Below are 23,957 nucleotides of genomic sequence, written 5' to 3'. Positions count from 1 at the left end.
ATCAGTCCCGGATCAGGGCCTTCGGCATCTTGCCGGTGGACTTCACGTAGTACGCCGCCGCCTTGCGGGTGGCGAACATCCGGGCCACCCCCATGATCGCGCCGGACAGCGCGGCCCAGGCGATGGCTTCCTTCCAGGTGGTCTCCGGGTCCTCCGGGACGGTCGGCGGCTGGTTGCCGGTGGCGCCCTTCCAAATCAGGTTGAGCGTCTGGTTGGCCGCCTGCGCCGCCGCGATCGCGGAGACTGCGGACAGGACCTTCCACATCACCGAGTTCATGCCTGCTCTCCTTCACCGCGCCACATACGTCCGGACTGTGGATCAATCCTGTCGTAAATGCCGCGGCCGAGCATCGTCAAAGGGCCCTCAGAGCAGATCGAAGACCCAGCGCAGCATGGGGATGAGAACCGGGGCGGTGATCCCGAGCATGCCGATCAGGCACAGTAGAGCGAGCAGCCGGGCCAGCGGGCTGGGCCCGGTGCCGGACTCAGTGGTGCTGCGCAGCATCCTGAGGATCATCGCAACAGGGTGACAGATGCTGAGCGCACTGTCAGCGCAGAAGTGGTCTCGGCGCCGAGCGCTAAGTAGGTGTAACGTCACAGGTGCGACAGGGGAGCGCCAAAGGGGCGCTGAGAGTGCGGGTGACCGCAGACCCTCGAACCTGATCCGGGTCATGCCGGCGAAGGGAGTCGAGCCGTCCTCGGCCGTTTGCCCACGGGCAGACGGCACCCCTCCGATACCGGAGGAGCGCCACGATGAACCAGAAGGAACCGGAAAAGCCCTGGAACGGCCCCCGCTTGTACGTAGCGGTCGGCGCGGTGGCCCTGGGCGTGTTGATCTACCTGATCGGCCTACCTGGCAGCGTCAGCCTGTTCGGTACCCCGCTGGCCGACCTGACCGTGCCGATCGCCCTGTTTGTCGGCACCGCGGGGGTAGCGATCACTGCCTCGACGGCCAAGGCCGGACGCTGGCGGGTGGTCGACATCGTGGTGGCCAGCGTGCTCGGTGTGGCCGGCGGCCTGATCTTCGCCGCGTGGAACGTCGCCTCTACCCCGCTGCGCGAGGCCATGGTCCCGCCAGTGTCTGCGCTGGTGGTGGGCGTCTGGCTGTTCCCCGCGGTGCTCGGTGCGCTGGTGGTACGGCGTCCGGGAGCAGCGGTGTACACCGAGCTGGTGGCGGCGTCGTTGTCCGCGCTGGTCGGTAACGAGTGGGGCTTCAGCACGGTCTGGTACGGCATCGTCGAGGGTATGGGTGCCGAAGTGGTGTTCGCTCTGCTGCTCTACCGCAGCTACGGCCTCGTTACTTCCCTGCTGGCGGGTGCCGGGGCGGGCGTGGCGGTCGGCCTCCTGGACACGGTGATCTATTACCCCGAGCTCGCCGCCGGTACCAAGTTGGTCTACGTAGTGGTCGCGATGGCTTCCGGCGTGGTGATCGCCGGGCTGGGGTCATGGCTGCTCACCCAGGCACTGGCGCGCACCGGAGCACTCGCGCCGTTGGCTTCGGGCCGGACCGCAGAACGTGTCTGAACCCGGGCCGCCCCTGGTCGAGGCGCGCGGCTGGGGCTGGCGCCACTCCACGCGCAAGGCCTGGGCGGTGCGCGGGCTGGATCTGCGGATCGAGCCGGGCGAGCGAGTGCTGCTGCTCGGCGCCAGTGGGGCGGGTAAGTCGACGCTGCTGGCGGGGCTGGCCGGGCTGCTGGATCCGGACGAGTCGGGCGGCGACGAGGAGGGCGTACTACTGATCGACGGTGTGCAGACGCGCCGGGCGCGGCAGGAGGCAGTACGCGACGGGCACGCCGTGACCGGGCTGTTGCTGCAGGATCCGCAGGCGCAGACCGTGCTGGCCCGGTGCGGCGACGACGTGGCGTTCGGCCTGGAGAACCACGCCGTGCCGGAGACCGAGATCTGGCCCAAGGTGCACAAGGCGCTCGACGGGGTGGGATTTCCGTACCCCGTCGAGCATTCGACCGGGCAGCTCTCGGGCGGGGAGCGGCAGCGGCTGGCTCTGGCCGGGGTGCTGGCGCTCGGCCCGGGGTTGCTGCTGCTCGACGAGCCCACGGCAATGCTCGACCCGGAGGGCGCCGATCAGGTTCGGCAGACGATTGCCACGGTGCTGGAGATGACTGGCGCGGGCTGCATTCTGATCGAGCACCGGGTGGAGCCCTGGCTGCCGCTGATCGATCGGGTGGTGGTGCTGGAGCCGGGCGGTGGGGTGTACGCCGACGGGCCTCCGGGACGCGTGTTTGCGGAGCAGACGGATTCGCTGGCCGCGGCGGGGGTTTGGGTTCCGGGTAATGGGGGACGTAGCGGCGCGGCGGGGCGTGTAGGTGTGGGTAAACAGGTGGTTGCTGTGGGTAGGTCGCCCCTGCTTACGGCGCAGGGATTGGCTGCTCGGCGGCCGGGCCAGGAGCAGCCCCCGGTGCGGGACGTCGACCTGGTGGTGCGAGCCGGTCGGGCCTTGGCCATCACCGGTGCGAACGGGGCTGGCAAATCCACGCTTGCTTTGGCTCTGGCCGGTCTGACCGCACCGGCCGCGGGCAAGCTGACCGCCTCGGATGCCCTGGCCAAGGGCGCCGGCCCGGACCCGCACAAGTGGCGAGCCGGACAACTGGTCAGCCGGATCGGCACCGTGTTCCAGGACCCGCAGCACCAGTTCGTCGCTCCCACCGTGGAACAAGAGCTCGCGGTCGGGCCGGAACGGGTGGCCAGCCAGAAGAAACGTCTCTTCGGAAAGGCAAACCCAGCAACAACGTCTCAAATTGGGGGTTTGCTCGAACGGCTCCGGCTGGACCATCTGGCCCGGGCCAACCCGTACACCCTCTCCGGCGGCGAACAGCGCCGGCTGTCGGTGGCGACCGTGCTGGCCACTGCGCCTGACGTACTCGTGCTCGACGAGCCGACTTTCGGTCAGGACGCTCGCACCTGGGCCGAACTGGCCGCCCTGCTGGTGGAACTGCTCGGTGAGGGCAAGGCCGTGGTGGCCGCCACCCACGACGCCGAGCTGGTCGAGCTGCTGGCCGCGCACGGAGAGGTGGTGAAGCTGTGACCGTGCTGCTGACCGGCCTGGATCAACGGGAGGCCTCGACCGCGCCGATCGGCCGGGCCAATCCGGCCGCCAAACTGTTGGTGGCTTCGATCATTTCGGTTGCGCTGATCCTGACCGTGGATCCGGTCACCGCCGGCGTGGCTCTGGCCCTGGAGCTGGCCGCGCTGCCCTGGTGCGGCCTGCCGTTGCGAAAGCTGTTCCGCACCAGCTGGATCATCCTGCTCGGAGCGATTCCGGCGGGCATCTTCACCCTGCTCTTCGGCGTGGACAGCGGCTCGACCCTGCTGGGGCTGGGGCCGGTCACGATCACCGAAGGCTCGCTGGAGTCGGCGGTTGCGATCACCCTGCGGATCCTGGCCATCGGCCTGCCCGGGGTGGTGCTGCTGGCCACCACCGATCCCACCGACCTGGCTGATGCGCTGTCCCAGAACCTCAGGCTGCCGCACCGTTTCGTGCTCTCCGCCCTGGCTGCCCTGCGCCTGGTCGGGCTGCTGGCCCAGGAGTGGCAGACCCTGAGCATGGCCCGGCGAGCGCGCGGCCTGGAGCAGGGCGTACGGGCGTTCGGCGGGCAGGTGTTCGCGTTGCTGGTGATCGCGATTCGCCGGGGAACTGTGCTGGCCACGACCATGGAGGCTCGGGGATTCGGGGTGGATGCTCCGCGTACCTGGGCCCGGCGTGCGCACTTCGGCCGGGGGGACTGGCTGGTGGTGCTCGGTGGGGTGGGTGTTGCTGCGGTGGCGACCACTGCTGGGGTGCTGGCCGGGACGTGGAATCTGCTCCTGACCTGAACTCTGCTGTGGCGCTTGCCAAAGGAGGCCGTGGGGACTGACGCGCGATGTGTACACACGGGGCATCTGGTACCAGGTGGCCTGGATGTACACGTTCAAGGGTGGGCCCTGCGGCTCCTAGGCGTAGTGGCAGTACCCGTCCACGTGGTTCTCGATCTCGGCGGCGAATGTGTCGAGCATCGAGCCGACCAGCCGGGCCGTGCCGTCCGGATGTGCGCACGCCCCGCGGCCGGTGACCAGGCCGGTGAGTTCCTTGATCCGCTGCACCAGATCAGCGGATTCGCGGCGCGAGCGCACTCCCGGCAGTCGCATGCAGGCGCTGGCCAGGGCGGGCAGACCGTTGGTGCACGGCCCGCAGCGCTTGGCCCGCTGCTGAGCCAGGTAGTCCACGATCTGTGCGGTGTAGCTCAGCGGGCAGTCGCCCGGCAGCATCGGCAGCAGCACCCCGGCGCCCAGCCGGGCCCCGAACCGGGCGATGTCCTGGCTGCTCAGCGTGCAGTTGGTGACCTGGTACGGGGCCAGCCAGGTGCCGTGGTAGCCGCCTAGCAGCAACGGCCGGGCCGGGTCGTAGCCGCACAGGCTGAGCAGCTCGGCCAGCGGCACCCCGTACGGCGCCTCCAGCACCAGCCCGCCCGGGCCGTCGGCCGCGATCGACAGCAGTCGGGTGCCCGGCTCGGCCGCCGTGCCCTGCGCCATGTAGGTCTCCGGCCCCAGGTCGCTCACCGCCGCCAGGTGGGCCAGGGTCTCGGCGTTGGACAGCATGGTCGGCCGACCGCGCAGCCCCGCGACCGCCTCCGGCTCCCGAGCCGTGACCGGCAGATTGTCCCGCCCGGAAACCATTTCCAGCACCGCGCGGGCCTGCCCACCCACGAAGCCACCGCTGGTGACGTGCAGCTCGAACGCCACTGCCTTACGCCCGCGCCGCCGCTCCCGGATGGCCGCCTTCACCGCCTGCACCACGCTCAGCCGCTCACCCGGCACCGAGATGTGAACATGGCCGATCTCCAGCGCCTCGGCCAGCAACTGCGCGCCGTCCAGCACCAGGTGCGGCGCGGCCAGCATCAGCGCGCTGTCCTTGGCGCTGGCCGGCTCGCCCTCGGAACAGTTCACCACCAGTTCCCGCTTGCGCCCGGACTCGACCGCGGTCTGCAGCTTGCGGGCGAACGGGAACTCCGCCCCGCCCCGACCGGTCAGCCCGATCTTCCAGCTCAGCTCGATCAGCTGCTGGGCGGTCCGCCGGGCCGGCTCGTCCCACAGCTCGCGGTGTGCCGGCAGGCTCGGCCCGTGGGCCAGGCCGCGCAGCAGCAGCGGCCCGTCGAGCACCGAGACGTCACCGTGAAAACCGGCCTCCAGCAGCGCGTTCGTCATCTGCGGCTCCGGCGGGGGCGCTCGGCCGCGCCGCGGCGTTCCAGCTGCCGTTCCTGCCCGAGCGTGCTCAGACGGACGGCGATCGCCCCCGCCACCACCCCCACGCAGACGATGCTGATCGCCACCGACCAGGGTTCGCGGCTGTCGGTGCCGATCCCGAAACCGTGCACCAGCCCGGCGCCCCAGCCCAGGTACGAGGTCAGGTGGATGGTCCGCCAGGTGCGCGAGCGGAACCGGGTCCGCGAGAGTCCGGTCAGCACGGTGATGATCACCAGGTCGGTGGCCACCGTGCCCAGTCCCAGCCACAGCGGCTGGTACTCGCCCAGGAACGGCACGAACGCGTCCCACCAGCGGATGTTCACGTACTCGTCGACCACTGCCAGGGCCGCGTGCGCGATCAGCAGGGCGACCGACAGCAGCGAGACGTTGCGGTGCAGTTGCTGGGTGACGAAGCGGGGCCAGAACACCGAAGAGGCGCGCACCGTGGACAGCACGCCCAGGCCCACCGAGACGGTCATCAGCACCAGCAGGATGACGCCGGTGCCGCGGTTGAGGAACCACAGCAGCCGCTCGTCCTGGAACGCCTCGGTGAAGAACTCCAGGTTCATGCGCTGACGAGCACGTTCTCGGGCCAGCCGGCCACCCGGTGCACCGTGCCGTCGGCCCCGACCAGGCGGGCGGCCACGTCCTCGGCCTCCAGCCAGGCCCGGGCGGCGCTGCCGCGCACGATCGAGGAGGTGCTGATCGCGTTCGCCTCCACACAGGAACAGCCGCAGGCGGTGACCGTGCGGAAGGCCGCGTCGACCGGACGCCCGGTGCGCGGGTCGAGCAGGTGGTGCACGTCGCCCTCGTTCCACCAGCGCCGGGCCAGTACCGAAGAGGTGGCCATCCCACCCTCGTGGATGACCACGATCTCACTTCCGGCGGTGGCCACGTTCTCGGGCAGTTCGGTGACCGAGACCCGCCAGGGATAGGTGCCCGGCTCGGTGCCCGGCAGCAGGCCGACCGCGATGTCACCGCCCAGGCTGATCACCAGATCGGTACCGGCCTCGGCCGGAACCGTCTCGGCGATCAGGTCGGCGGCGAACGCCTTGCCGGTGGCGCCGAGATCGAGCGAGACGTCGTTGGGCACCCGCACTGCCCCCTGCGGGTCGATCTCGATCTCCCGCCAGGCGTCGGTGCGGACCGGGTAAGAGGTCTGCGCGGGGTTGGCCGAGACCAGGCCGGGGGCGATCAGCGAGTCGACCGGCTGGCCGGTGGCCATCGACCGGCGCAGTTCCTCGATGTCGCGGTCGTAGCCCAGAGCCAGCAGTTGCCGGCCCAGGGTGGGGTCGACCAGGCCGTCGGTGAGGTCGGCGGCCCAGACCGCGGCCGACAGCGCCCGGCACAGCAGCGGGGCCACACCCACCCACTGACCGGCGTAGCGGTTGGCCCGGGCCAGATCGGAGTCGGTGCGGAAACGGCTGGCGGCACGGTCGATCTCGGCCAGGATGCGTTCGCAGGCCAGGCGGGCCGCGTCCAGCCGCTCGGCATCGGCCACCACCAGCGCGGCGTACGTACCCAGGGCGTTCCACCGGGCGGTGCCGTACTGGGCCGCCTTCTCGGCGGGCATCAGGAGGCGCTCGTCGGGACCACCGGTGGGGTGGTGGTCTCGGCCGGCTCCGTGGCCTCTTCGGGAGCGGAGGTCTCCTCGGTGGCTTCGGGGGTGCTCGCCTCGGGCTCCGAGGTGGTGGTTTTCGTCTTGGTGCTCTCAGAACTGGGGACGTCGGTGGCCGGCTCGGGCGCGTCTTCGGCCGTGGGCTGGGTGGCCGGGAGATCCTCGGTGCCGCTGGCCGTGGTCGGCGCCGTGGTGCTGTCCGCCTGCGGTTTCGGCCGCTTCTTCTTCTTTTTGCGCGGCGCCTGCTCGGTGGGTGTGGCCTCGGGCTGAGCCTCCTGCTGCTCGGCCACCAGCTGGGCCTGGGCCTGCGCGGCGGCGGCCCTGACCGCGTCCTGCTCACGGGTCTGCGAGGCGGCCAGGGCCGTGGTGCCGCCGACCGCGACCAGGGTGATCGCGGTGACGGCACCGGTCACGGCGCCGGCGACCCGAAGGCCGCGGTCTCGGTCGTCAGGGCTCACGGAACGCACCCGCCCACTGTGGATCGGATCAGGTGAAGAGCCGGTCATTCAACCCTCAAATGAACCTCAACCACCTGCGAACTTGCAGGTGAGGGCGGGTATTCGACGGCAGTGCGGGGGTGACGGGGGAATTACCCGGTGTGGTTGCTCCGGGTGATCCTCCCCCGGCCCCTCAGGAGGAGGAACCGATCTTGGTCAGCTTGCGCAACCGGTCGGTCAGCCCGCCCCCGGCGGAGCTGCGCCGCTGGCGCATCCGCTCGCGGGTACGGGTCTCGGCCGGGCTGAGCACGACCTGGACCTTGGCCCCGCCGAGGCGGGAACGGCCCAGCTCGAGGCGGCCGCCGGAGGCGATGGCGGCGCGCCGCACGATGTCCAGACCCAGCCCCGAGGAGCCGGCGTTGCTGTGCCCCCGGGCCACCACGTCGGCCCCGGGCAGACCCGGCCCGCCGTCCTGCACCGCCAGCACGATCTCGTGCGCGGCGTTGGTGTTGACCGTGACCTCCAGCGGCACGCCCTCTTCGGTGTGCGCGAACACGTTGTCGATCAGCACGTCCACCACGTCGGTCAGCTCGACCGTGTCGATCCGGGCCCAGGTGGGCCGGCTCGGCAGCCAGGTGCGCAGCGAGCGGCCCTGCTCGTCGGCCAGCGCCGACCAGAACGCCACCCGCTCGCCGACCAGCGCGGCCACGTCGCAGCGGGAGGTCACGTTCGCCTTCACCGGGCGCCGGGCGTCCTGCACCACGGCGTTGACCGTGCGCTCCAGGGTGGCCACGTGCTCCTCGATCCGCTGCGCCAGCTCCGGATCGGTGATGCTCTCCACGTCCAGGCGCAGCGCGGTGACCGGGGTGCGCAGCCGGTGCGAGAGGTCGGCCACCGACTCGCGTTCGGAGATCAGCAACTGCTCGATCCGGGCCGAGAGCCGGTTCAGCGCCCCGGCCATCGCCACCACCTCGGGTGGTCCGTGCTCCGGGCTGCGGATGTCCAGGCGGCCGTCGCGGATCGAGTCGGCCGCGGCCGCCAGGTCCTTGATCGGATCGCTGAGTCTTCGGGCCAGCGTGTCGGCCGCCCCGACCGACAGCGCCAGCAGCAGCGTGCCCAGGGCGCCGAGGATCCAGCTGGCCCGGCCCACTCCGCGGTGCAGCTCGTCCCCGCTGACCTCGGTGCGCACGATGTAGGCGCCCTCGGTGGTCAGCGCCGGGGCGTAGACCACCGCGTGGCCGTCCTCGCGGTTGGTGAAGGCCAGACCGCGCTTGGCCTTGTCGATGTTGGCGCTGTCGTCGCCGACCTCGGCACCCAGCACGTCCCCGTCGGGCAGGAACACCGACACCGTGCCCAGCGGGTTCTCGGTGTTCTCGAGCTCGGCCGCCGCCCCGGTGGCGCCGTAGTTGGCGGCGATCTGGGCCAGGTTGGTGGCGTCGGCGGTGACCGTGGCCAGGGTGCGTTCCTCGGCCAGTGAGCGCAGCAGCAGGGTCAGCGGGATCAGGAAGGCCAGGACCACCGCCGAGGTGGTGGCCGCGACCAGCAGGGTCAGCCGCCAGCGCATCTCTAGTCGGTTCCGGGGGCGACCAGGCGGATCCCGACGCCCCGGGTGCTGTGCAGGTAACGCGGTTCCGCGGCCGACTCACCGAGCTTGCGGCGCAGCCAGGACAGGTGCACGTCGATCGTCCGGTCGCCACCGCCGTAGGGCTGCTGCCACACCTCGGCCAGCAGCTCGCGCTTGCTGACCACCTCGCCGGCCCGCTGGGCCAGGGCCAGCAGCAGGTCGAACTCCTTGCGGGAGAGCTCCAGCGGCTCGCCGTCCAGGGTGGCGACCCGGGTCCGGGCGTCCAGCGCGAGACCGCCGACGGTGAGCGGGCCCTCGGTCTTCTGCGGACCGCCGCGGCGCAGCACCGCGCGGATCCGGGCGTCCAGGTGGTCGGCCCCGAACGGCTTGGTGACGAAGTCGTCGGCCCCGGCGTCCAGCGCCTTCACCGCGTCCTGGTCCTCGTCGCGGGCGGTCACCACGATCACCGGTACCTCGCTCACCGCGCGCAGCATGGTGAGCACCTGGATGCCGTCGACATCCGGCAGACCGAGGTCGAGCAGGACCACGTCCGGCCGATCGTCGATCACCGACTGCAGACCGGGAAGACCTCCCGGCTGCCATTGCACTGCGTGACCGCGATCGGTCAGAGCTCTGGAGAGGGCCGCGCGGATACCCGCGTCGTCCTCGATGATCAGAATGACCGCCACGTGCGCGACGGTACCGGCTGAGAGCAGGTTCGGGACATTCTGAATGTCCGGATCTACACCCGCCCGGCTCAACGCTAGGGTGCCCGAGGAGGTGATTTGGGTGAAACGCCGGATCGTCGGCGGACTGCTCGGCTGGCTCGCCGGAGTCGCCGTGGTTGCCGCGATCGCCACGTTCGCGATCGGCTCGGCCAACCGTCAGGTCACGTCGCAGCAGCTGACGTCATCGTCACCGCTTGCAGTTCCGGCGTCGCAGTCGCCCACCCCAGTCACTGACGGTGGCCTTCCCCAGGGCCGGACCGGCTCGTCCGGGCAACCGGCCGAGACGGGGAGTACCAGCCGGTCCGTACGTGCTGCCGGGGGCCGCGTGCAGGCCCGGTGCGCCGGATCCCGGGTGGCCGGTTACGCCCTGCCGGACGCGGGCTGGCAGGCCCGGATCGCGGCCGCCACCGAGCGCCGGATGCAGGTCGTCTTCTCCCTCGGCAGCGAGCGAGCGCTGCTGGTCACGGCGGTTTGCGAGGAGGGGACGCCGGCCTTCAGCCAGGCCGCGCTCGACCCGCAGGATCTGTCGGTGACGGCCCCTACCACACCCCCGAGCCCAGATGTGACGGACGTCTCACCGAATCCGGCGGATCCGACGGCATCCTCTGCCCCCACGAACACCCAAAAGCCGACTCCTTCGGGCAGTAACGCGACCGAGTCGCCGGGGCCCACGATCTCCGCGCCGACGCCGTCGGGACCCACCGAGACCGTGACCACCCCGCCCTCGGCCACTCCAACCGGTCCCCCCGACGGGCCGACCGACTCGATCCCCTCCGACCCGCCGGCCGTCACGTCGCCGGAGGAGTCCCCTTCGGGTTCGGCGCCGGACGCGGATCGCTCCGGTGAGGCCACTGAGACGGCCGAGCCGGAAGAGGCCGGCAGTTCCACGGAATCCCCGGCCGCTGCCGCCGGATCGCCGGCGCAGTGCCCTTCCGGCTCTTCGGGTGCAGCTTCGGTGCAGTCCACGGCGCCCGACTGTGTGACAGGTGTTGCGGAGACCGGCGGCGAGACCCCGCAGGGGCCCACCCTGGGGATGTAAGTGCCGCCGACCGGGAACACGGCGGGTTCTTCGATAGTTGAGCCAAGCAGACTCAGGTTAAGTCAGTCTCGAGTTGACTACCCGGGCGAGGCGTATCAACCTGAGTGAGGGCCACTCAGCTCTTATCGAAGGGAACCAAAGATCATGGCAAGAGCGGTCGGAATCGACCTCGGAACCACCAACTCGGTCGTGTCCGTGCTCGAGGGTGGCGAACCCACTGTCATCGCGAACGCCGAGGGCGGCCGCACCACGCCGTCGGTCGTGGCGTTCGCCAAGTCCGGCGAACCGCTGGTCGGTGAGGTCGCCAAGCGCCAGGCCGTCACGAACGTCGAGCGGACCATTCGCTCCGTCAAGCGGCACGTCGGCACGGACTGGAACATCGCGATCGACGACAAGAAGTACACGTCGCAGGAGATCTCCGCGCGGGTGCTGCAGAAGCTCAAGCGCGACGCGGAGGAGTACCTCGGCGAGACCGTCACCGACGCGGTGATCACGGTCCCGGCCTACTTCAACGACTCGCAGCGCCAGGCCACCAAGGAAGCCGGCGAGATCGCGGGCCTGAACGTGCGCCGGATCATCAACGAGCCCACCGCCGCGGCCCTGGCCTACGGTCTGGAGAAGGGCAAGGCGGACGAGCGCATCCTGGTCTTCGACCTCGGTGGCGGCACGTTCGACGTCTCCCTGCTCGAGGTGGACGTGGAGGAGGGCGGCAGCACCGCCATCCAGGTCGTCTCGACCGCCGGTGACAACCACCTCGGTGGTGACGACTGGGACCAGCGGGTGATGGACCACCTGGTCAACACGGTCAAGAGCTCGACCGGCGTGGACCTGTCGAAGGACAAGATCGCCATGCAGCGGCTGCGTGAGGCCGCCGAGCAGGCGAAGAAGGAACTCTCCAGCGCGACGTCCACGACGATCTCGCTGCAGTACCTCTCGATGACCGAGAACGGCCCGGTCCACCTGGACGAGAAGCTCACCCGGGCGCAGTTCCAGCAGATGACCGCCGACCTGCTCGAGCGCACCAAGGCGCCGTTCCAGTCGGTGATCAAGGAAGCCGGCATCTCGGTCTCCGAGATCGACCACATCGTGCTCGTCGGTGGTTCCACCCGGATGCCGGCGGTCAGCGAGCTGGTCCGCGAGCTCACCGGTGGCAAGGAGCCGAACAAGGGCGTCAACCCGGACGAGGTCGTCGCCATCGGCGCCGCCCTGCAGGCCGGTGTCATCCTCGGTGACCGCAAGGACGTCCTGCTGCTGGACGTCACCCCGCTGAGCCTGGGCATCGAGACCAAGGGCGGCGTGATGACCAAGCTCATCCACCGCAACACGGCGATCCCGACCAAGGCCTCCGAGGTCTTCACCACGGCCGACGACAACCAGCCGCAGGTGCTGATCCAGGTCTTCCAGGGCGAGCGTGAGCTGGCCCGGGACAACAAGCCGCTGGGCAACTTCGAGCTCACCGGTATCGCTCCCGCCCCCCGTGGCGTGCCGCAGATCGAGGTCACCTTCGACATCGACGCCGACGGCATCGTGAACGTGTCCGCCAAGGACCGGGGCACGGGCAAGGAGCAGGCGATGCGGATCACCGGCGGCTCGGCCCTGAGCAAGGACGAGATCGACCGGATGGTCAAGGAAGCCGAGGCGCACGCCGAGGAGGACCGGGTCCGCCGCGAGGAGGCCGAGGTCCGCAACGGCGCCGAGCAGCTGGTCTACTCCACCGAGAAGTTCCTGCGCGACAGCGAGGACAAGCTCCCCGAAGAGGGCAAGGCCAAGGTCAACACCGCGATCGCGGAGCTGAAGACGGCGCTCGAGGGCACCGACATCGCCGAGATCAAGGCCAAGCAGGAGGCGCTGTCCACGGCCAGCCAGGAACTCGGCGCCGCGCTGTACGCGCAGCAGTCCGAGGGTGCGCCCGAGGGTGCTGCTCCGGGCGCCGGTGCGGGTGCGGCCGGTGGCGCCGGGGCCAAGAAGGACGACGACGACGTGGTTGACGCCGAGATCGTCGACGAGGACAAGTGATGGGTGAGCAGACTGTCGATCCGTCGGACGACCAGGGCCCCTCGGGCCCGGTCATCCGCGACCGACGTCGGCTCGATCCGGAAACCGGTGAGGTGCGCGAGGAATCGGCCGGCTCGAAGGAGCCGGCCGAGGCCGCCGGGCAGGCCGGCAAGAACGGTGGCAAGCACGCCGCCGCGGCGCCTGCCGCCGAACCGGACGAGGCCGACGGTAGCGACACCGCCGACCAGGAAGGTCCGGCCGAGGGAACTGATCGTGCTGATCAGCCGGAGCCGGACGAGAACGACGAGAAGGCCGAAACGGTCGAGGACGGAGAAGACGTGACGGCTGAGGAGGTTTCGCTGGACGGGATTCTGGCCGACCTCGACGCCGCCCGTTCCTCGGCTGCCGAGCGGCTCGACGACCTGCAGCGTCTGCAGGCCGAGTTCGTGAACTACCGGCGCCGGGTCGACCGTGACCGGGACGTGGCCAAGGAGACGGCGATCGCCGGAGTGCTGGAGGCGCTGCTTCCGGTGCTGGACGCCGTCCACCTGGCCCGTCAGCACGGCGACCTGGAGTCCGGGCCGTTCGCGGCGATCGCCGAGAAGCTCGAGGCGGTGCTCGAGCGGTTCGGTCTGGCTCGCTACGGCGAGGCCGGGGAGGCCTTCGACCCGGAGGTGCACGAGGCGCTCATGCACACCGAGGCGGAACTGGCCGAGGGCACCACGACGACCACCGTCGTCCAGGTGCTCCAGCCCGGTTATCGCAATGGTGACCGGGTGCTGCGGGCAGCCCGGGTCGCCGTCGCCGACCCCAACTGATACCCGGCCGGACCGGCCCGGGAGACCTGGTTCTCCCGGGCCGGTTCGGGTAGGCGGCGCTAGGAGAGAGACACATGGCGGGCCAGGACTGGTTCGAAAAGGACTTCTATTCCGTCCTCGGGGTGCCGCAGAACGCCACCGCGGCGGACATCAAGAAGGCGTACCGCAAGGTCGCCCGCACCCACCACCCGGACGCCAATCCGGGTGACCCGGCGGCGGAGAAGCGGTTCAAGGAGGTCGGCGAGGCGTACGCGGTGCTCTCCGACCCGGAACAGCGCCAGCAGTACGACGCGATCCGCGCGATGTCACGCGGCGGTGCGCGGTTCACGGCCGGCGGCGGTGGGCCGACCGCGGGCGGCGGGGCCGCCGGTTTCGAGGACCTGCTGGGCAACCTGTTCGGTCAGGGCGGCGGTATGCCCGGCGCCGGTGGCCAGCAGCGGGTGCGCTACAGCCCCGGGGCCGGGGCGTACGGCGGCGGAGCTGAGTCCCCGATCTTCGAGGACATGCTCAGCGGCCTCTTCCCGCCCGGAAGTGCTACCGGCAACGGCAATTTCCGTTCCCCGCGCGGTCCGATGCGCGGCGGCGACCTGAACGCCACCGCCACCCTCACCTTCCGTCAGGCGATGGAGGGGGCCCAGTTGAACCTGCGGGTCGACGACCCGCAGTCGGGCCTGCGCAACATCACCGCGCGGATCCCGGCCGGGGTGCGCGACGGCCAGAAGGTGCGGCTGCGCGGCAAGGGCAAGACCTCCGAGATGGGGGGCGAGCCGGGCGACCTGTGGGTCACGGTTTCGGTCGAGCCGCACCCGATCTTCACCCTGGACGGCGCCGACGTGCGGATCACCGTGCCGGTCACCTTCCCCGAGGCGGTCTTCGGCACCGAGATCGAGGTACCCACCCCGGACGGTTCGCGGGTGAAGCTGAAGGTTCCGGCGGGCACTCCGTCCGGGCGCACCCTGCGGGCCCGCGGCCGCGGCGTGAAGACTGCCAAGCGCACCGGTGACCTGCTGGTGATGCTGCAGGTGGCGGTGCCGCAGCGGGTCGACGGCAAGGCGCGGGAGGCGCTGCGCACCTTCGCCGAGGCCACCTCGGGCGAGAACCCGAGGGCTGATCTGTTCGCCCATCTCGACGACTCCCGCTGAGCGGTTCGCAACGACACGGAGGCCAGGTCATGGCTGACGAAGGCAAGGCCCGCACCCGCCGGGTCAAAGTGGACTACAACGTCGACCCGGACGCTCCCATCTTCGTCATCTCGGTGGCCGCGGAACTGGCCGGGATGCACCCGCAGACCCTGCGGCAGTACGACCGGCTCGGCCTGGTGACCCCGGGCCGGTCGGCCGGCCGGGGCCGGCGCTACTCCGCCCGTGACGTCGCGTCTCTGCGTGAGGTGCAACGGCTTTCCCAGGAGGAGGGCGTGAACCTGGCCGGGATCAAGCGGATCCTGGAGCTGGAGTACGAGAACCGCGCCCTGCGGGGACAGCTCGACCAGCTGATCGACGAACTGCGGCTGGCCCAGGCCAAGCTGCGCAGCGGCGGCCGGGTGTTCGCGGCCGGGCCCGGCGGGGACATCACGGCGGTGCCCCCGGGCCGGCGCCCGCAGCGCCCCACCACCTCGACGGCGCTGGTCGTCTGGCGGCCGAGCCGGTAAGACTGAGCAGCATGAGCGAACTTGATGCCTTGATCGAGGAACTGGAAGATCAGGAGCGTCGCCTGCGGCTGCCCGGCTTCGACAACGACGACGCCTGGCAGATCGGCATCATCCTGGTCGAGCTGGCCGCCGCCCGCCGCGCCCCGGTCACGGTCGACCTGCGCCGCAACGGCCAGCAGCTCTTCCACTACGCCCTGCCCGGTACCAGCGCCGACAACGACGCCTGGATCCTGCGCAAGGCCGCGGTGGTGGACCGCTTCGGCCAGTCCTCGCTACTGGTCGGGCGGCGGGCCGCGGCCGACGGGGTGAGCTTCGAGGAGCGCTTCCGGCTCGACCCGCAGCGCTACGCGGCGCACGGCGGCTCGTTCCCGGTGCACGTGCACGGGGTGGGCACGGTCGGCACGGTCACCGTCTCCGGCCTGCCCGAGGTGGAGGACCACATGATGGTGGTGGCCGGGCTGGAGCAGTACCTCGAGGACCTGAGCAAGAACTGAGAAACCCGACCAGAGGACGTCGGTGACCGGCCCGCGCGGGCCGGTCACCGACGTCCTCTGCTTTGAACGGTTACCGCGCGCCCCAGCGAGCACTGAACGCGATCGCCGGCAAAGACGTCCCCAGAAGCAAGAGAAAACCCGGCCACCCACCGCCGCCGATCAGACCGTGCACGGCGATCCCCACGGCCACCAGAGCGGGTGGGACCAGCGCGGTACGCAGGCTGTCCAGCTGATCCAGCTCGGCCCGGCGCAGTTCCCGGGCCGCCACGAATGCCCCTGAGCTGCAGGCGAACCCGACCACCAGAACGGACAGCAGGGTGAAGCCGATGCCGCCGGCGCGCCCGGAAGTGTAGTCGGCGGTGCCGAAGGCGATCGCGATCAGCAGGGTCTGGGGCACCAGGAAGGCGACCACGGTGGTGGCCAGGCCGATGCTGGTGCCGATCAGGATGCGGGCCGGGGTGGGCTCGGCCCCGTCCTCCTCCGGGAACGACCACCAGCGGCGGGACAGAGGTGTCCCGCCGCTACGAGGGGTGTCGCTCAGGTAACGACCGATGACCGATTCTCCGGCTTTGCCCGTTTGATTACACAATCCTCTGTTACCTTACTTCAACTCAAGGTCACTGACGGGGCCCGGCCGGGCCCATTGAGGGCCCAACCTGGTGGTTTACGCGCTGGAGGGTGGCAGGGATGAATCCGCGACAGCGGCGCGGCGTGCTGCTCATGGCGGTCGCCGTGCTCGGGGCGGTCGCGGTGTTCGTGATGATCGCCGGCTACGTCACCGACATCGGCCGCCAGGTCGGGCCGATGACCACCAGCTACCGCTTCACCAGCGACGTCGCCAAGAACGAGCCGATCACCGAGGATGCGGTGGAGGAGGTCGAGCTGCCCTCGAAGTGGTTGCCGGAGGCGGCGATCCAGTCGTTCGACACCTCACGCGGCCTGGTCGCCACCACCGACATCCCCGAGGGGGCGATGCTGCAGGAGGGGATGGCCGCCTCGCCGCCGGAGCTGCAACCCGGGCAGAGCGAGATCGCCATCCTGATCGACGCCGAGACCGGGGTGGCCGGGAAGATCCAGAAGGGTGACCTGGTCGACATCTACGGCACCTTCAAGGTCCGTAGCACCAACTCCGACGGCGCCACCCAGGACGTGGACCAGGCCCGGGTGATCGTCAGCAACGCCCAGGTGCTGGCGATCGGGGCGCTGCAGCGGGTCGACGCACCCGATCAGGAGGCCGGCGACTTCCAGCAGAACGAGGTGGTGCCGGTGACCTTCGCGCTCGACCGGGACGACAGCCTGAAGGTCACCTACGCCGAGAGTTTCGCCACCAAGGTGCGCCTGGCCCTGGTCGCCCCGGGGACCCGGTCCAAGCAGCCGGGCGCCGCCGACGTGCTGGACGGGCAGAAGATGCTGGGCACCACCAAAGCGGCGGGGAACGGGCCATGAACCGCAGATTGCTGCTCGGTAGCGCGGACGACCTGACGGTGCAGCGGGTTTCGTCGGTGGCCGAGGAACTCGGCGACGAACTGGTCCACGTCAGCGCCACCTCGGCCGAGGTGGCCGACGCAGTGGCGGGTTTCCAGCCCGACGTGCTGATCGTCTCCGAAACCCTGGGCCCGATACCGGTGCTCGACCTGATCCGGCAGATCGCCCGGCAGGACCCGTTCGTCGGCATCCTGCTGCTGTCCTCCACCTCCGACCCGGAGCTGTTCCGGGTGGCGATGGAGGCCGGGGCTCGCAGCATCGCCCCGCTCGGCTTCACCATCGACGACCTGGGCCAGCGGATCGAGAGTGCCGCCGCCTGGGCCGGTCTGGTGCGCAGCCACATCGCCGGGGACAACGCCCGGGTGCTCGGCAGTGGCCACGTGCTGGCCCTGGCCGGCAGCAAGGGCGGGGTCGGCACCAGCACCATCGCCGTGCACACCGCTCTGGAGGCGGCGGCCGCCGGGCGCCGGGCCTGTCTGGTCGACCTGGACCTGCAGAGCGGCGACCTGGCCACGCTGCTCAACATCACCCATCGCCGCGACATCACCGACCTGATCGGCCTGGTCGGGGAGATCTCCGCGCAGACCCTGGACGACGTCCTGTTCCGGCACAGTTCGGGGTTGAGCGTGCTGCTCGCCCCGCGCGAGGGGGAGCGGGGCGAGGAGATCACCGAGGCGGTGGGCCGGGCGGTGATCGGCGCGCTGAAGTCCCGCTTCGACGTGGTGGTGCTGGACCTGGGCAGCGTGCTCACTCCGGCCGGGGCCTCGGCGGTCGAGATCGCCGACCGGGCGGTGCTGGTGGCCACCCCGGATGTGCTGAGCATGCGCGGCTGCCGGCGCACCGCCAAGTTGTGGGAAAGGCTGCGGCTACGGCCCGAGAAAGACGTGACGGTGCTGCTCAACCGCATCTCGCGCGGCGTCGAGGTGCAGCCCGACCTGGCCGCCCGCCTGGCCCGGCTGCCGATCAGCGAGTTCGGGGTGCCGGCCGCGTTCCGGGCCTTCGAGGCTGCGGCCAACACCGGCGAGCCGCAGCGGCTGGTGGACCGGGACACTCGCCGCGCGCTGGCCCGGGTGGCCGAATCGCTGGGCGCCCGGCAGCCCGCCGAACCGGTGGCGGCGACGGGCCGGAGGGCTGCTCGGAAACGGGACGCTGGGCAGGCGGCGGTCGAGTTGATGGGCCTGCTGCCGCTGATCGGCATTCTGCTGGCCTGCCTGGTGCAGGGCGTGATGATCGGCTACAGCCATGTGCTGGCCGGGCAGGCGGCCAGCGCGGCGGCCCGGGTGGCGGTCTCACCGGAGTACGGCTTCGGCGACATCGAGGCCCGGGCCCGAGCCGAACTGCCCGGAGCCTGGCAGGACGGCGCCCAGGTGACGCTGGGCGGCGGGGGTGGTGATCCGCGCTGGTTCGATCCCGATTCCGAGGTCACCGTCCAGGTCACCACCCCGGCCTTCATCCCCGGCGTGGCCGCGCTGTTCGGCGATGCGCTGAACGCGACCTCGACGGCGCAGATGCGATTCGAGGGCAGATGGCCGTAAAAGACCGGGGGCAGGCCAGTATCGAGCTGCTGGGGGCGATTCCCTACCTGGCCATCGGCCTGCTCGCCGCCCTGCAGCTCACCATTGCCGCCGCCACCGTGCAGGCGGCCAGCGCAGCTTCCCGGGCCGCGGCCCGAACCGTCAGCCAGGGCGACGGTGATCCGGAAACCTCGGCCCGGCGCTCGGTTCCGGACTGGCTGGAGGACGGGATGCAGGTTTCGCTGCAAGGCGGGGAGAGCCCGTCGGTGCGGGTGACACTCCAGATGCCGATCATCGTCCCTGGTCTGTCGGTCGGCCCGGAGGTCTCCCGAACCGCTTGGTTCGAGTCGGAACAGGCGGTGCCGCCGTGGGGCTGAAAGATCTGCGCTCGGCCGGCGACCGGGGCAGCCGGGAGGATGCCGCCCGGCAGTTCGAGGCGCACGTCGAGCGCTACCGCCGGGCCCTGCTGGAAGAGCTCAACCTGGCCGAACTCTCGTCGCTGGAACCGGCTCAGCGGCGCACCCGGCTGGAACGGGTGCTGGCCCGGATCCTGAGCCGCGAGGGCCCGATGCTCTCGGGCACCGAACGCACCCAGCTGATCCGCCGGGTGATCGACGACTCGCTCGGCCTGGGCGTGCTGGAGCCGTTGCTGGCCGACCCGTCAGTCACCGAAATCATGGTGAACGGGCCCAAGGACGTCTACATCGAGCGGTCGGGACGGCTGGAACGCGCCCCCTTCGCCTTCGCCAGCGAGGAGCAGCTCTACCAGACCATCGACCGGATCGTCTCCACCGTGAACCGCCGGGTGGACGAGTCGAGCCCGATGGTGGACGCTCGGCTCGCCGGCGGTGAGCGGGTGAACGTGGTCATCCCGCCCCTTGCGCTCACCGGGCCCACGCTGACCATCCGCCGCTTCCCGGCGCCGATCCCGATGGCCCGGATGGCCGAGATCGGCGCGGTCGACACCAGCACCGCGATGCTGCTGGCGGCGATGGTCCGGGCCCGGTTCAACGTGCTGATCTCGGGTGGTACCGGTACCGGCAAGACCACCATGCTGAATGCGCTTTCGGCGTTCATCCCGGCGCACGAGCGGATCATCACGGTGGAGGACGCGGCCGAGCTGCGGCTGGAGCAGGAGCACGTGGTCAGCCTGGAGGCCCGGCCCTCCAACATCGAGGGCCGGGGCGAGATCACCATCCGCGACCTGGTCCGCAACAGCCTGCGGATGCGGCCCGACCGGATCATCGTGGGGGAGGTCCGCGGCGGCGAGACGCTGGACATGCTGCAGGCGATGAACACCGGCCACGAGGGCTCGCTGGCCACCGTGCACGCCAACTCCACCCAGGACGCGGTCTCCCGGCTGGAGACGCTGGCCACGATGAGTGAGCTGGAACTGCCCTTCGCCGCGATCCGCGACCAGATCAACAACGCGATCGACGTGATCATCCAGCTCTCCCGCTTCGGCGACGGCTCGCGCCGGGTGGTCGAGGTGATCGCGGTGACCTCGAAACGCCGCGAGGAGTACCGGCTGGAGCGGCTGATGCACTTCGAGGCCGAGCCGACCGGCGCCGACCGGGTGGTGAACGGCCGGTTCATCTGCCACCGCCTGCCCGCCGCCCTGGCCGACCGGCTGATCGTGCGCGGCGAACTGATCCCGCCGCAGTTCCTGGAGTACCGGCGATGATCCTCGGGGCCGCCTTCGGCGTACTGGCGATCGCCGTGCTGGGCTATTGGCAGTGGGTTCTGGGCACCAACGAACGCGAGACCCTGGCCCAGCGCACCGCCCTGGACGTGGTCGAGCGCTCGTCGGCCCGCTGGATCAACCGGTTCGACGTCCGGCTGCGCCGCACCTGGCACGGGCGCCGCCTGCAGCTACGGCTGGACCGGGCGGGCGTGCGCTGGCGGATGGCCGACATCTGGCTGGCCCTGGCCGCCCTGGCCGGGCTCACCTTCGTCTTCTCCTCCCGCCTGCTGAGCTGGTGGTTCGCCCTGTTCGCGGCGGCCGCCGCGGTCCGGCTGGCGCTGACCGTGCTGGACCGGCGCGAGGCCCGGCGGCGGGAGGAGTTCGTGGGGCAGCTGCCGGAAGTGGCGCGGGTGCTCTCGAACGCCACCTCGGCCGGGCTCGCCCTGCGCTCGGCGATCCGGATGGCCGGGGAGGACCTGGACGATCCGGCCGGTACCGAGATGGCCCGGCTGGCCCACGAGCTCGACATCGGCACCCCGCTGAACGACGCGCTGGACCACCTGCAGGAGCGCCTGCCGAGCCGCGAGCTCTCGCTGCTGACCCGGACCCTGATCATCCAGGCCCGGGCCGGTGGTGCCGTGGTCACCGCCCTGCGCGGGATGTCCGAGACCCTGGAGGCCCGCAAGGATCTGCGCCGCGAGGTCCGCACCATGCTGTCCGGAGCGGTGTTCACCAGCTGGATCGTGCTCTTCCTGGGCGCCGGCTCGCTGCTGATGATGAACGTGATCGCCCCCGGCACCCTGAACAAGGTCACCTCCTCGCTGATCGGCCAGGTGATCCTGGTGATCGCCCTGGTGATGTACGCGGGCGGGTTCTGGATGATCCGCCGGACCACCCGGATCGACATCTGAGATGAACACCACCGCGGTCACTTTCGCCCTCAGCGGACTCCTGGTGTACCTGTTCGGCCTGTACGGGTGGCAGCTGCTGAAGGCCCCGCCCGACGTGTCGCTGCTGGACACCGGTTCCCTGCCGATGGTCGGCCGCGGACCGGTCGGTGCCCGGATCCCGCTGGTGGCCGGTACCTACCGGCTGCTCGGCCGGCGCACCGGTCCGGCGATCAGCGGCATGCTCGGCCCGCGCTGGCGGCTGGAGGTGCGCAACCTGCTCGCGGCGGCCGGCCAGCCCCGCAACATGGACGTCGCCGGATTCGCCGAACTGCAGGGCGCCTACGCCGTTCTGGCCCTGCTCGGCGGGTTCACGCTGCTGATCCGGGAACTGCCGCTCCTCGCCCTGCCGGCGGCGTTGCTGCTCCTGGTCTACCCCTCGGTCTGGCTGTACAGCGAGGCGCAGCGCCGGCAACGCCGGATCGAGCTGGAACTGCCGGATTTCCTCGACGTGCTGGCTATCACCGTCACGGCCGGGCTGGGCTTTCGGGCGGCGATGGAACGGGTCGGCGAAACCCTGGAGGGACCGCTGGCCGAGGAGGTCCGCCGGACGATGCACCGGATGGAGGTCGGGGTCCGCCGCCGCGACGCCTTCCTCGAACTGCGTGAGCGCAACCCCCGCTCGGCCACGATGGGCCTGTTCGTCACCGCGATGATCCAGGCCGAGGAACTCGGGGCCCCGCTCGCCGACACGCTGAACCAGCTGGCCGAGGACATGCGCCGCGAGTTCGCCCAGATCGCCCGGCGCCGGGCCTCCCGGGCCGCACCCCGGGTCAGCCTGATCATCACCATGGTGATCATGCCGGCCGTGGTGGCGCTGCTGGTGCTGGCCCTGTTCCTGGGCTCCGACGTGGATCTGGGTTCACTATGAACGGCCCGCCCCCGGACGCGGTGGGGCGGCTGGCCCAGTACGTGCTGATCCCGCGGATCGCCGCCCCGGGCCTGAGTGTGGTGGCGCTGCGGACCAACCACGACCCGGCCGTGGCCCTGATCCTGGTACTGCTGATCATGATGGCGCTGAACTACCTGGCGCTGCGCTACTGGACGCTGCTGAAACGGGCCCGGCGGCCACTGGTGCTGGTGCTCGACCAAGGGGTGGCGCTGATCGCGCTGGGCCTGGCCGGGCTGGGTACCCCGATGGTGCTGTACGTGGTGGCGGGCGGGGTGCTGGCCGGCCTGATTCATCGCGCGCGGCCGGTGCTGGCGGTCAGTCTGGCCGGGGCCCTGACGTACGGTGTGCTGCTGGTGTTTCAGGCCGGATATGTGCCCGGCGGCAGCGATTTTCACACCACGATCACTTTGCCGGCGCTGGTTCTGGCGGCGGGTCCGGCCGGGGTGGCCCTGCGTCGGCTGCTGAACGAGCAGGAGCGAACCGCGAGCCAGCTGTGGAAGTTGCGGCGCACGGCTGCGGTTCGGGAAGAACGGCTCCGGGTGGCTCGCGAGCTGCACGATTCTTTGACCAAGGATCTGCACGGGGTATGGCTTTTGAGCCAGACGTTGCGCAGCTCCTTGGAGCGCGGTGATCTGCGGTCGGCCCGGGAGGCGGCCGGAGTGATCGGGGAGACCGCCGAAGGGCTGGCCGGGCAATCGCGGGTGGTGATTCAGGGCTTGCGCGAAAACGGTTCCAGCAGCTTGGTTCAGGCGCTGCAGGAGCGGGCCGGGGTGGCCATTGCCGGGCATCCATTGAGCGTCGAGGTGCACGACGAGCGCAAGTCGCCTCGGGCCGGGCCTGATGCGGCGGGCCGGAGCACCATGCTGGCCGTGACGTCGGAGGCGCTGCACAACGTGGTCAAGCACGCGCAGGCGCATCTGGTCACGCTCACGCTGGCGGCCTCCGGTGGTGAGGTGGTCCTGCAGATAACGGACGACGGGCGCGGGTTTGATGTCTCGGCCGGGCATCCGGGGCACTTCGGGTTGCTCGGGATGACCGAGCGGGCGAACCGCAGCGGGGGAGGTCTGCAGGTGACGAGCAGTCCGGGGATGGGTACCACCGTGCGGCTGGTTCTGCCCGGCCATGGCTGAGCATCCGGTGACGGTCCTGGTGGCCGACGACAACCCGGTGATCCGGATCGGCCTGCGCCATCTGCTCACTGCGGATCCGGCCACGCAGCTGGTGGGTGAGGCCTCGGACGGGAGCGAGGCGTTGCGCCTGGCCCGGGAGCTGAAGCCCGACGTGGTGCTGCTGGATGTGCGAATGCCGGGCACCTCCGGGCTGGAGGTGCTGCCCGAGCTGGCCACCTTCACCTGCGTGCTGATGCTGACCTCGTCCGAGGAGGACGAGACGGTGCGGGCGGCGGTGCGTTACGGGGCGCGGGGTTACCTGGTGTACGGCACTTTCGACGAGAACGCGGTGGTGCAGAACATTCTGGCCGCGGCCGGGGGTGGGTCGGTGTTCAGCGCCTCGGCGGTGCGGGTGCTGGCCGGTACCCCGCCGCCGCCCGAGGCCGTACCGGCGGCCGATCCGGCGGTGGCTGCGCTGTTGTCCGAGCGGGAGGCCGGGGTGATGCAGTTGCTGGCCGCCGGGCGCACCAACGGCGAGATCGCCGGGCTGCTGTTCCTGGCCCCGAAAACCGTGAAGAACCATGTAAACCGGATCTTCGCCAAGCTCGGGGTGACGTCCCGGGCCCAGGCCGTGGCGGTGTGGGTGGGTACCGCGCGATGAGGGTTTTGGGCCCGCGACTGGGCCCGGGGGCCCTCGTCCCGGATTGGTGGTTGGCCCTAGCGTTCGGCGACAACGAGGGGAGTGCC

26 protein-coding genes and 1 riboswitch are annotated in these 23,957 nt (G+C 70.7%); of the genes, 17 read left to right on the top strand and 9 right to left on the bottom strand.

Annotation, left to right across the window (positions count from 1 at the left end):
• Position 1: 1 nt before the first annotated feature.
• Positions 2-277 (bottom strand): DUF4235 domain-containing protein, encoded by a 276-nt coding sequence (locus tag LR394_RS02600; protein ID WP_231438689.1) that lies wholly within the window; start codon positions 275-277, stop codon positions 2-4.
• Between the two features lie 87 nt (positions 278-364).
• A complete protein-coding gene (locus LR394_RS02595; RefSeq protein WP_231438688.1) occupies positions 365-517 on the bottom strand; it encodes a hypothetical protein in 153 nt (50 codons plus the stop codon).
• An 80-nt stretch (positions 518-597) separates the two neighbouring features.
• Positions 598-703, top strand: a riboswitch (TPP riboswitch).
• A 50-nt stretch (positions 704-753) separates the two neighbouring features.
• Between LR394_RS02595 and LR394_RS02590 the strand changes: the two genes are divergently transcribed.
• The 3 genes from LR394_RS02590 to LR394_RS02580 are packed head-to-tail and all read left to right on the top strand — an operon-like array spanning position 754 to position 3,831.
• Positions 754-1,524 (top strand): ECF transporter S component, encoded by a 771-nt coding sequence (locus LR394_RS02590; RefSeq protein WP_231438687.1) that lies wholly within the window; start codon positions 754-756, stop codon positions 1,522-1,524.
• Positions 1,517-3,043, top strand: coding sequence for an ABC transporter ATP-binding protein (locus LR394_RS02585; protein WP_231438686.1), 1,527 nt, complete (start codon positions 1,517-1,519; stop codon positions 3,041-3,043). Before LR394_RS02590 ends, LR394_RS02585 begins: the two co-directional genes overlap by 8 nt.
• A gap of 8 nt (positions 3,044-3,051) precedes the next feature.
• A complete protein-coding gene (locus LR394_RS02580) occupies positions 3,052-3,831 on the top strand; it encodes an energy-coupling factor transporter transmembrane component T family protein (RefSeq protein ID WP_407936970.1) in 780 nt (259 codons plus the stop codon).
• Between the two features lie 117 nt (positions 3,832-3,948).
• On the opposite strand, the gene LR394_RS02575 is transcribed toward LR394_RS02580, so the two are convergent.
• From LR394_RS02575 to LR394_RS02550, 6 genes are all read right to left on the bottom strand, one after another.
• On the bottom strand, positions 3,949-5,199 hold the full coding sequence (locus LR394_RS02575; protein ID WP_231438684.1) for an NADH-ubiquinone oxidoreductase-F iron-sulfur binding region domain-containing protein: 1,251 nt from the start codon (positions 5,197-5,199) through the stop codon (positions 3,949-3,951).
• On the bottom strand, positions 5,196-5,807 hold the full coding sequence (locus tag LR394_RS02570; RefSeq protein WP_231438683.1) for a ferric reductase-like transmembrane domain-containing protein: 612 nt from the start codon (positions 5,805-5,807) through the stop codon (positions 5,196-5,198). The genes LR394_RS02575 and LR394_RS02570 overlap by 4 nt, the downstream gene beginning before the upstream one ends.
• Positions 5,804-6,811 (bottom strand): FAD:protein FMN transferase, encoded by a 1,008-nt coding sequence (locus LR394_RS02565; protein WP_231438682.1) that lies wholly within the window; start codon positions 6,809-6,811, stop codon positions 5,804-5,806. Before LR394_RS02565 ends, LR394_RS02570 begins: the two co-directional genes overlap by 4 nt.
• Positions 6,811-7,314: a hypothetical protein gene (locus LR394_RS02560; RefSeq protein ID WP_231438681.1), complete on the bottom strand. Its 504-nt coding sequence runs from the start codon at positions 7,312-7,314 to the stop codon at positions 6,811-6,813. The genes LR394_RS02565 and LR394_RS02560 overlap by 1 nt, the downstream gene beginning before the upstream one ends.
• 172 nt (positions 7,315-7,486) lie before the next feature.
• The gene (locus LR394_RS02555; RefSeq protein WP_231438680.1) at positions 7,487-8,857 is read right to left on the bottom strand and encodes a HAMP domain-containing sensor histidine kinase; all 1,371 of its coding nucleotides are present in this window, start codon (positions 8,855-8,857) and stop codon (positions 7,487-7,489) included.
• Positions 8,858-8,859: 2 nt separating this feature from the next.
• Positions 8,860-9,546, bottom strand: a complete 687-nt coding sequence (locus LR394_RS02550) for a response regulator transcription factor (RefSeq protein WP_231438679.1) — start codon at positions 9,544-9,546, stop codon at positions 8,860-8,862.
• A gap of 100 nt (positions 9,547-9,646) precedes the next feature.
• Here LR394_RS02550 and LR394_RS02545 point away from each other — a divergent pair, with 100 nt between their 5' ends.
• The 6 genes from LR394_RS02545 (at position 9,647) to LR394_RS02520 (ending at position 15,579) form a co-directional block, all read left to right on the top strand.
• Complete coding sequence (locus LR394_RS02545) at positions 9,647-10,624, top strand: hypothetical protein (protein WP_231438678.1); 978 nt, start codon at positions 9,647-9,649, stop codon at positions 10,622-10,624.
• Between the two features lie 144 nt (positions 10,625-10,768).
• On the top strand, positions 10,769-12,640 hold the full coding sequence (gene dnaK / locus LR394_RS02540) for a molecular chaperone DnaK (RefSeq protein WP_231438677.1): 1,872 nt from the start codon (positions 10,769-10,771) through the stop codon (positions 12,638-12,640).
• A complete protein-coding gene (grpE, locus tag LR394_RS02535) occupies positions 12,640-13,437 on the top strand; it encodes a nucleotide exchange factor GrpE (protein ID WP_231438676.1) in 798 nt (265 codons plus the stop codon). Before dnaK ends, grpE begins: the two co-directional genes overlap by 1 nt.
• A 74-nt stretch (positions 13,438-13,511) precedes the next feature.
• Positions 13,512-14,579 (top strand): DnaJ C-terminal domain-containing protein, encoded by a 1,068-nt coding sequence (locus tag LR394_RS02530; RefSeq protein WP_231438675.1) that lies wholly within the window; start codon positions 13,512-13,514, stop codon positions 14,577-14,579.
• 29 nt (positions 14,580-14,608) lie between these two features.
• Positions 14,609-15,085, top strand: coding sequence for a heat shock protein transcriptional repressor HspR (locus LR394_RS02525; protein WP_231438674.1), 477 nt, complete (start codon positions 14,609-14,611; stop codon positions 15,083-15,085).
• Positions 15,086-15,096: 11 nt separating this feature from the next.
• Entirely contained in the window at positions 15,097-15,579 is a 483-nt protein-coding gene (locus LR394_RS02520) for a heme-degrading domain-containing protein (protein WP_231438673.1), read from the top strand.
• Positions 15,580-15,649: 70 nt separating this feature from the next.
• Here LR394_RS02520 and LR394_RS02515 read toward each other — a convergent pair whose 3' ends face one another.
• A complete protein-coding gene (locus LR394_RS02515) occupies positions 15,650-16,168 on the bottom strand; it encodes a hypothetical protein (RefSeq protein ID WP_231438672.1) in 519 nt (172 codons plus the stop codon).
• Between the two features lie 98 nt (positions 16,169-16,266).
• On the opposite strand from LR394_RS02515, the gene cpaB reads away from it, so the two are divergent.
• From cpaB to LR394_RS02475, 8 genes are read left to right on the top strand one after another with little or no spacing between them, the layout of a single operon-like run.
• Positions 16,267-17,025 carry a Flp pilus assembly protein CpaB gene (cpaB, locus tag LR394_RS02510; RefSeq protein WP_231438671.1) on the top strand — a complete coding sequence of 253 codons (759 nt, stop codon included), beginning with the start codon at positions 16,267-16,269 and terminating at the stop codon, positions 17,023-17,025.
• Positions 17,022-18,599, top strand: a complete 1,578-nt coding sequence (locus LR394_RS02505) for an AAA family ATPase (protein WP_231438670.1) — start codon at positions 17,022-17,024, stop codon at positions 18,597-18,599. The genes cpaB and LR394_RS02505 overlap by 4 nt, the downstream gene beginning before the upstream one ends.
• Positions 18,590-18,955: a hypothetical protein gene (locus LR394_RS02500; RefSeq protein WP_231438669.1), complete on the top strand. Its 366-nt coding sequence runs from the start codon at positions 18,590-18,592 to the stop codon at positions 18,953-18,955. The genes LR394_RS02505 and LR394_RS02500 overlap by 10 nt, the downstream gene beginning before the upstream one ends.
• The gene (locus LR394_RS02495; protein WP_231438668.1) at positions 18,946-20,262 is read left to right on the top strand and encodes a CpaF family protein; all 1,317 of its coding nucleotides are present in this window, start codon (positions 18,946-18,948) and stop codon (positions 20,260-20,262) included. Before LR394_RS02500 ends, LR394_RS02495 begins: the two co-directional genes overlap by 10 nt.
• Positions 20,259-21,173 carry a type II secretion system F family protein gene (locus LR394_RS02490; RefSeq protein ID WP_231438667.1) on the top strand — a complete coding sequence of 305 codons (915 nt, stop codon included), beginning with the start codon at positions 20,259-20,261 and terminating at the stop codon, positions 21,171-21,173. The genes LR394_RS02495 and LR394_RS02490 overlap by 4 nt, the downstream gene beginning before the upstream one ends.
• Position 21,174: 1 nt before the next feature.
• Positions 21,175-22,080, top strand: a complete 906-nt coding sequence (locus LR394_RS02485) for a type II secretion system F family protein (protein WP_231438666.1) — start codon at positions 21,175-21,177, stop codon at positions 22,078-22,080.
• The gene (locus LR394_RS02480; protein WP_231438665.1) at positions 22,077-23,231 is read left to right on the top strand and encodes a sensor histidine kinase; all 1,155 of its coding nucleotides are present in this window, start codon (positions 22,077-22,079) and stop codon (positions 23,229-23,231) included. The genes LR394_RS02485 and LR394_RS02480 overlap by 4 nt, the downstream gene beginning before the upstream one ends.
• Positions 23,224-23,871, top strand: coding sequence for a response regulator (locus tag LR394_RS02475; RefSeq protein ID WP_231438664.1), 648 nt, complete (start codon positions 23,224-23,226; stop codon positions 23,869-23,871). Before LR394_RS02480 ends, LR394_RS02475 begins: the two co-directional genes overlap by 8 nt.
• The last annotated feature ends 86 nt before the right edge of the window (positions 23,872-23,957 follow it).

It is taken from the genome of Kineosporia babensis, assembly GCF_021129305.1.
Classification (GTDB): Bacteria; Actinomycetota; Actinomycetes; order Actinomycetales; family Kineosporiaceae; genus Kineosporia; species Kineosporia babensis.
Note: the sequence above shows the minus strand (reverse complement) of the source record. Positions and strands in the feature narration are given on the sequence as shown.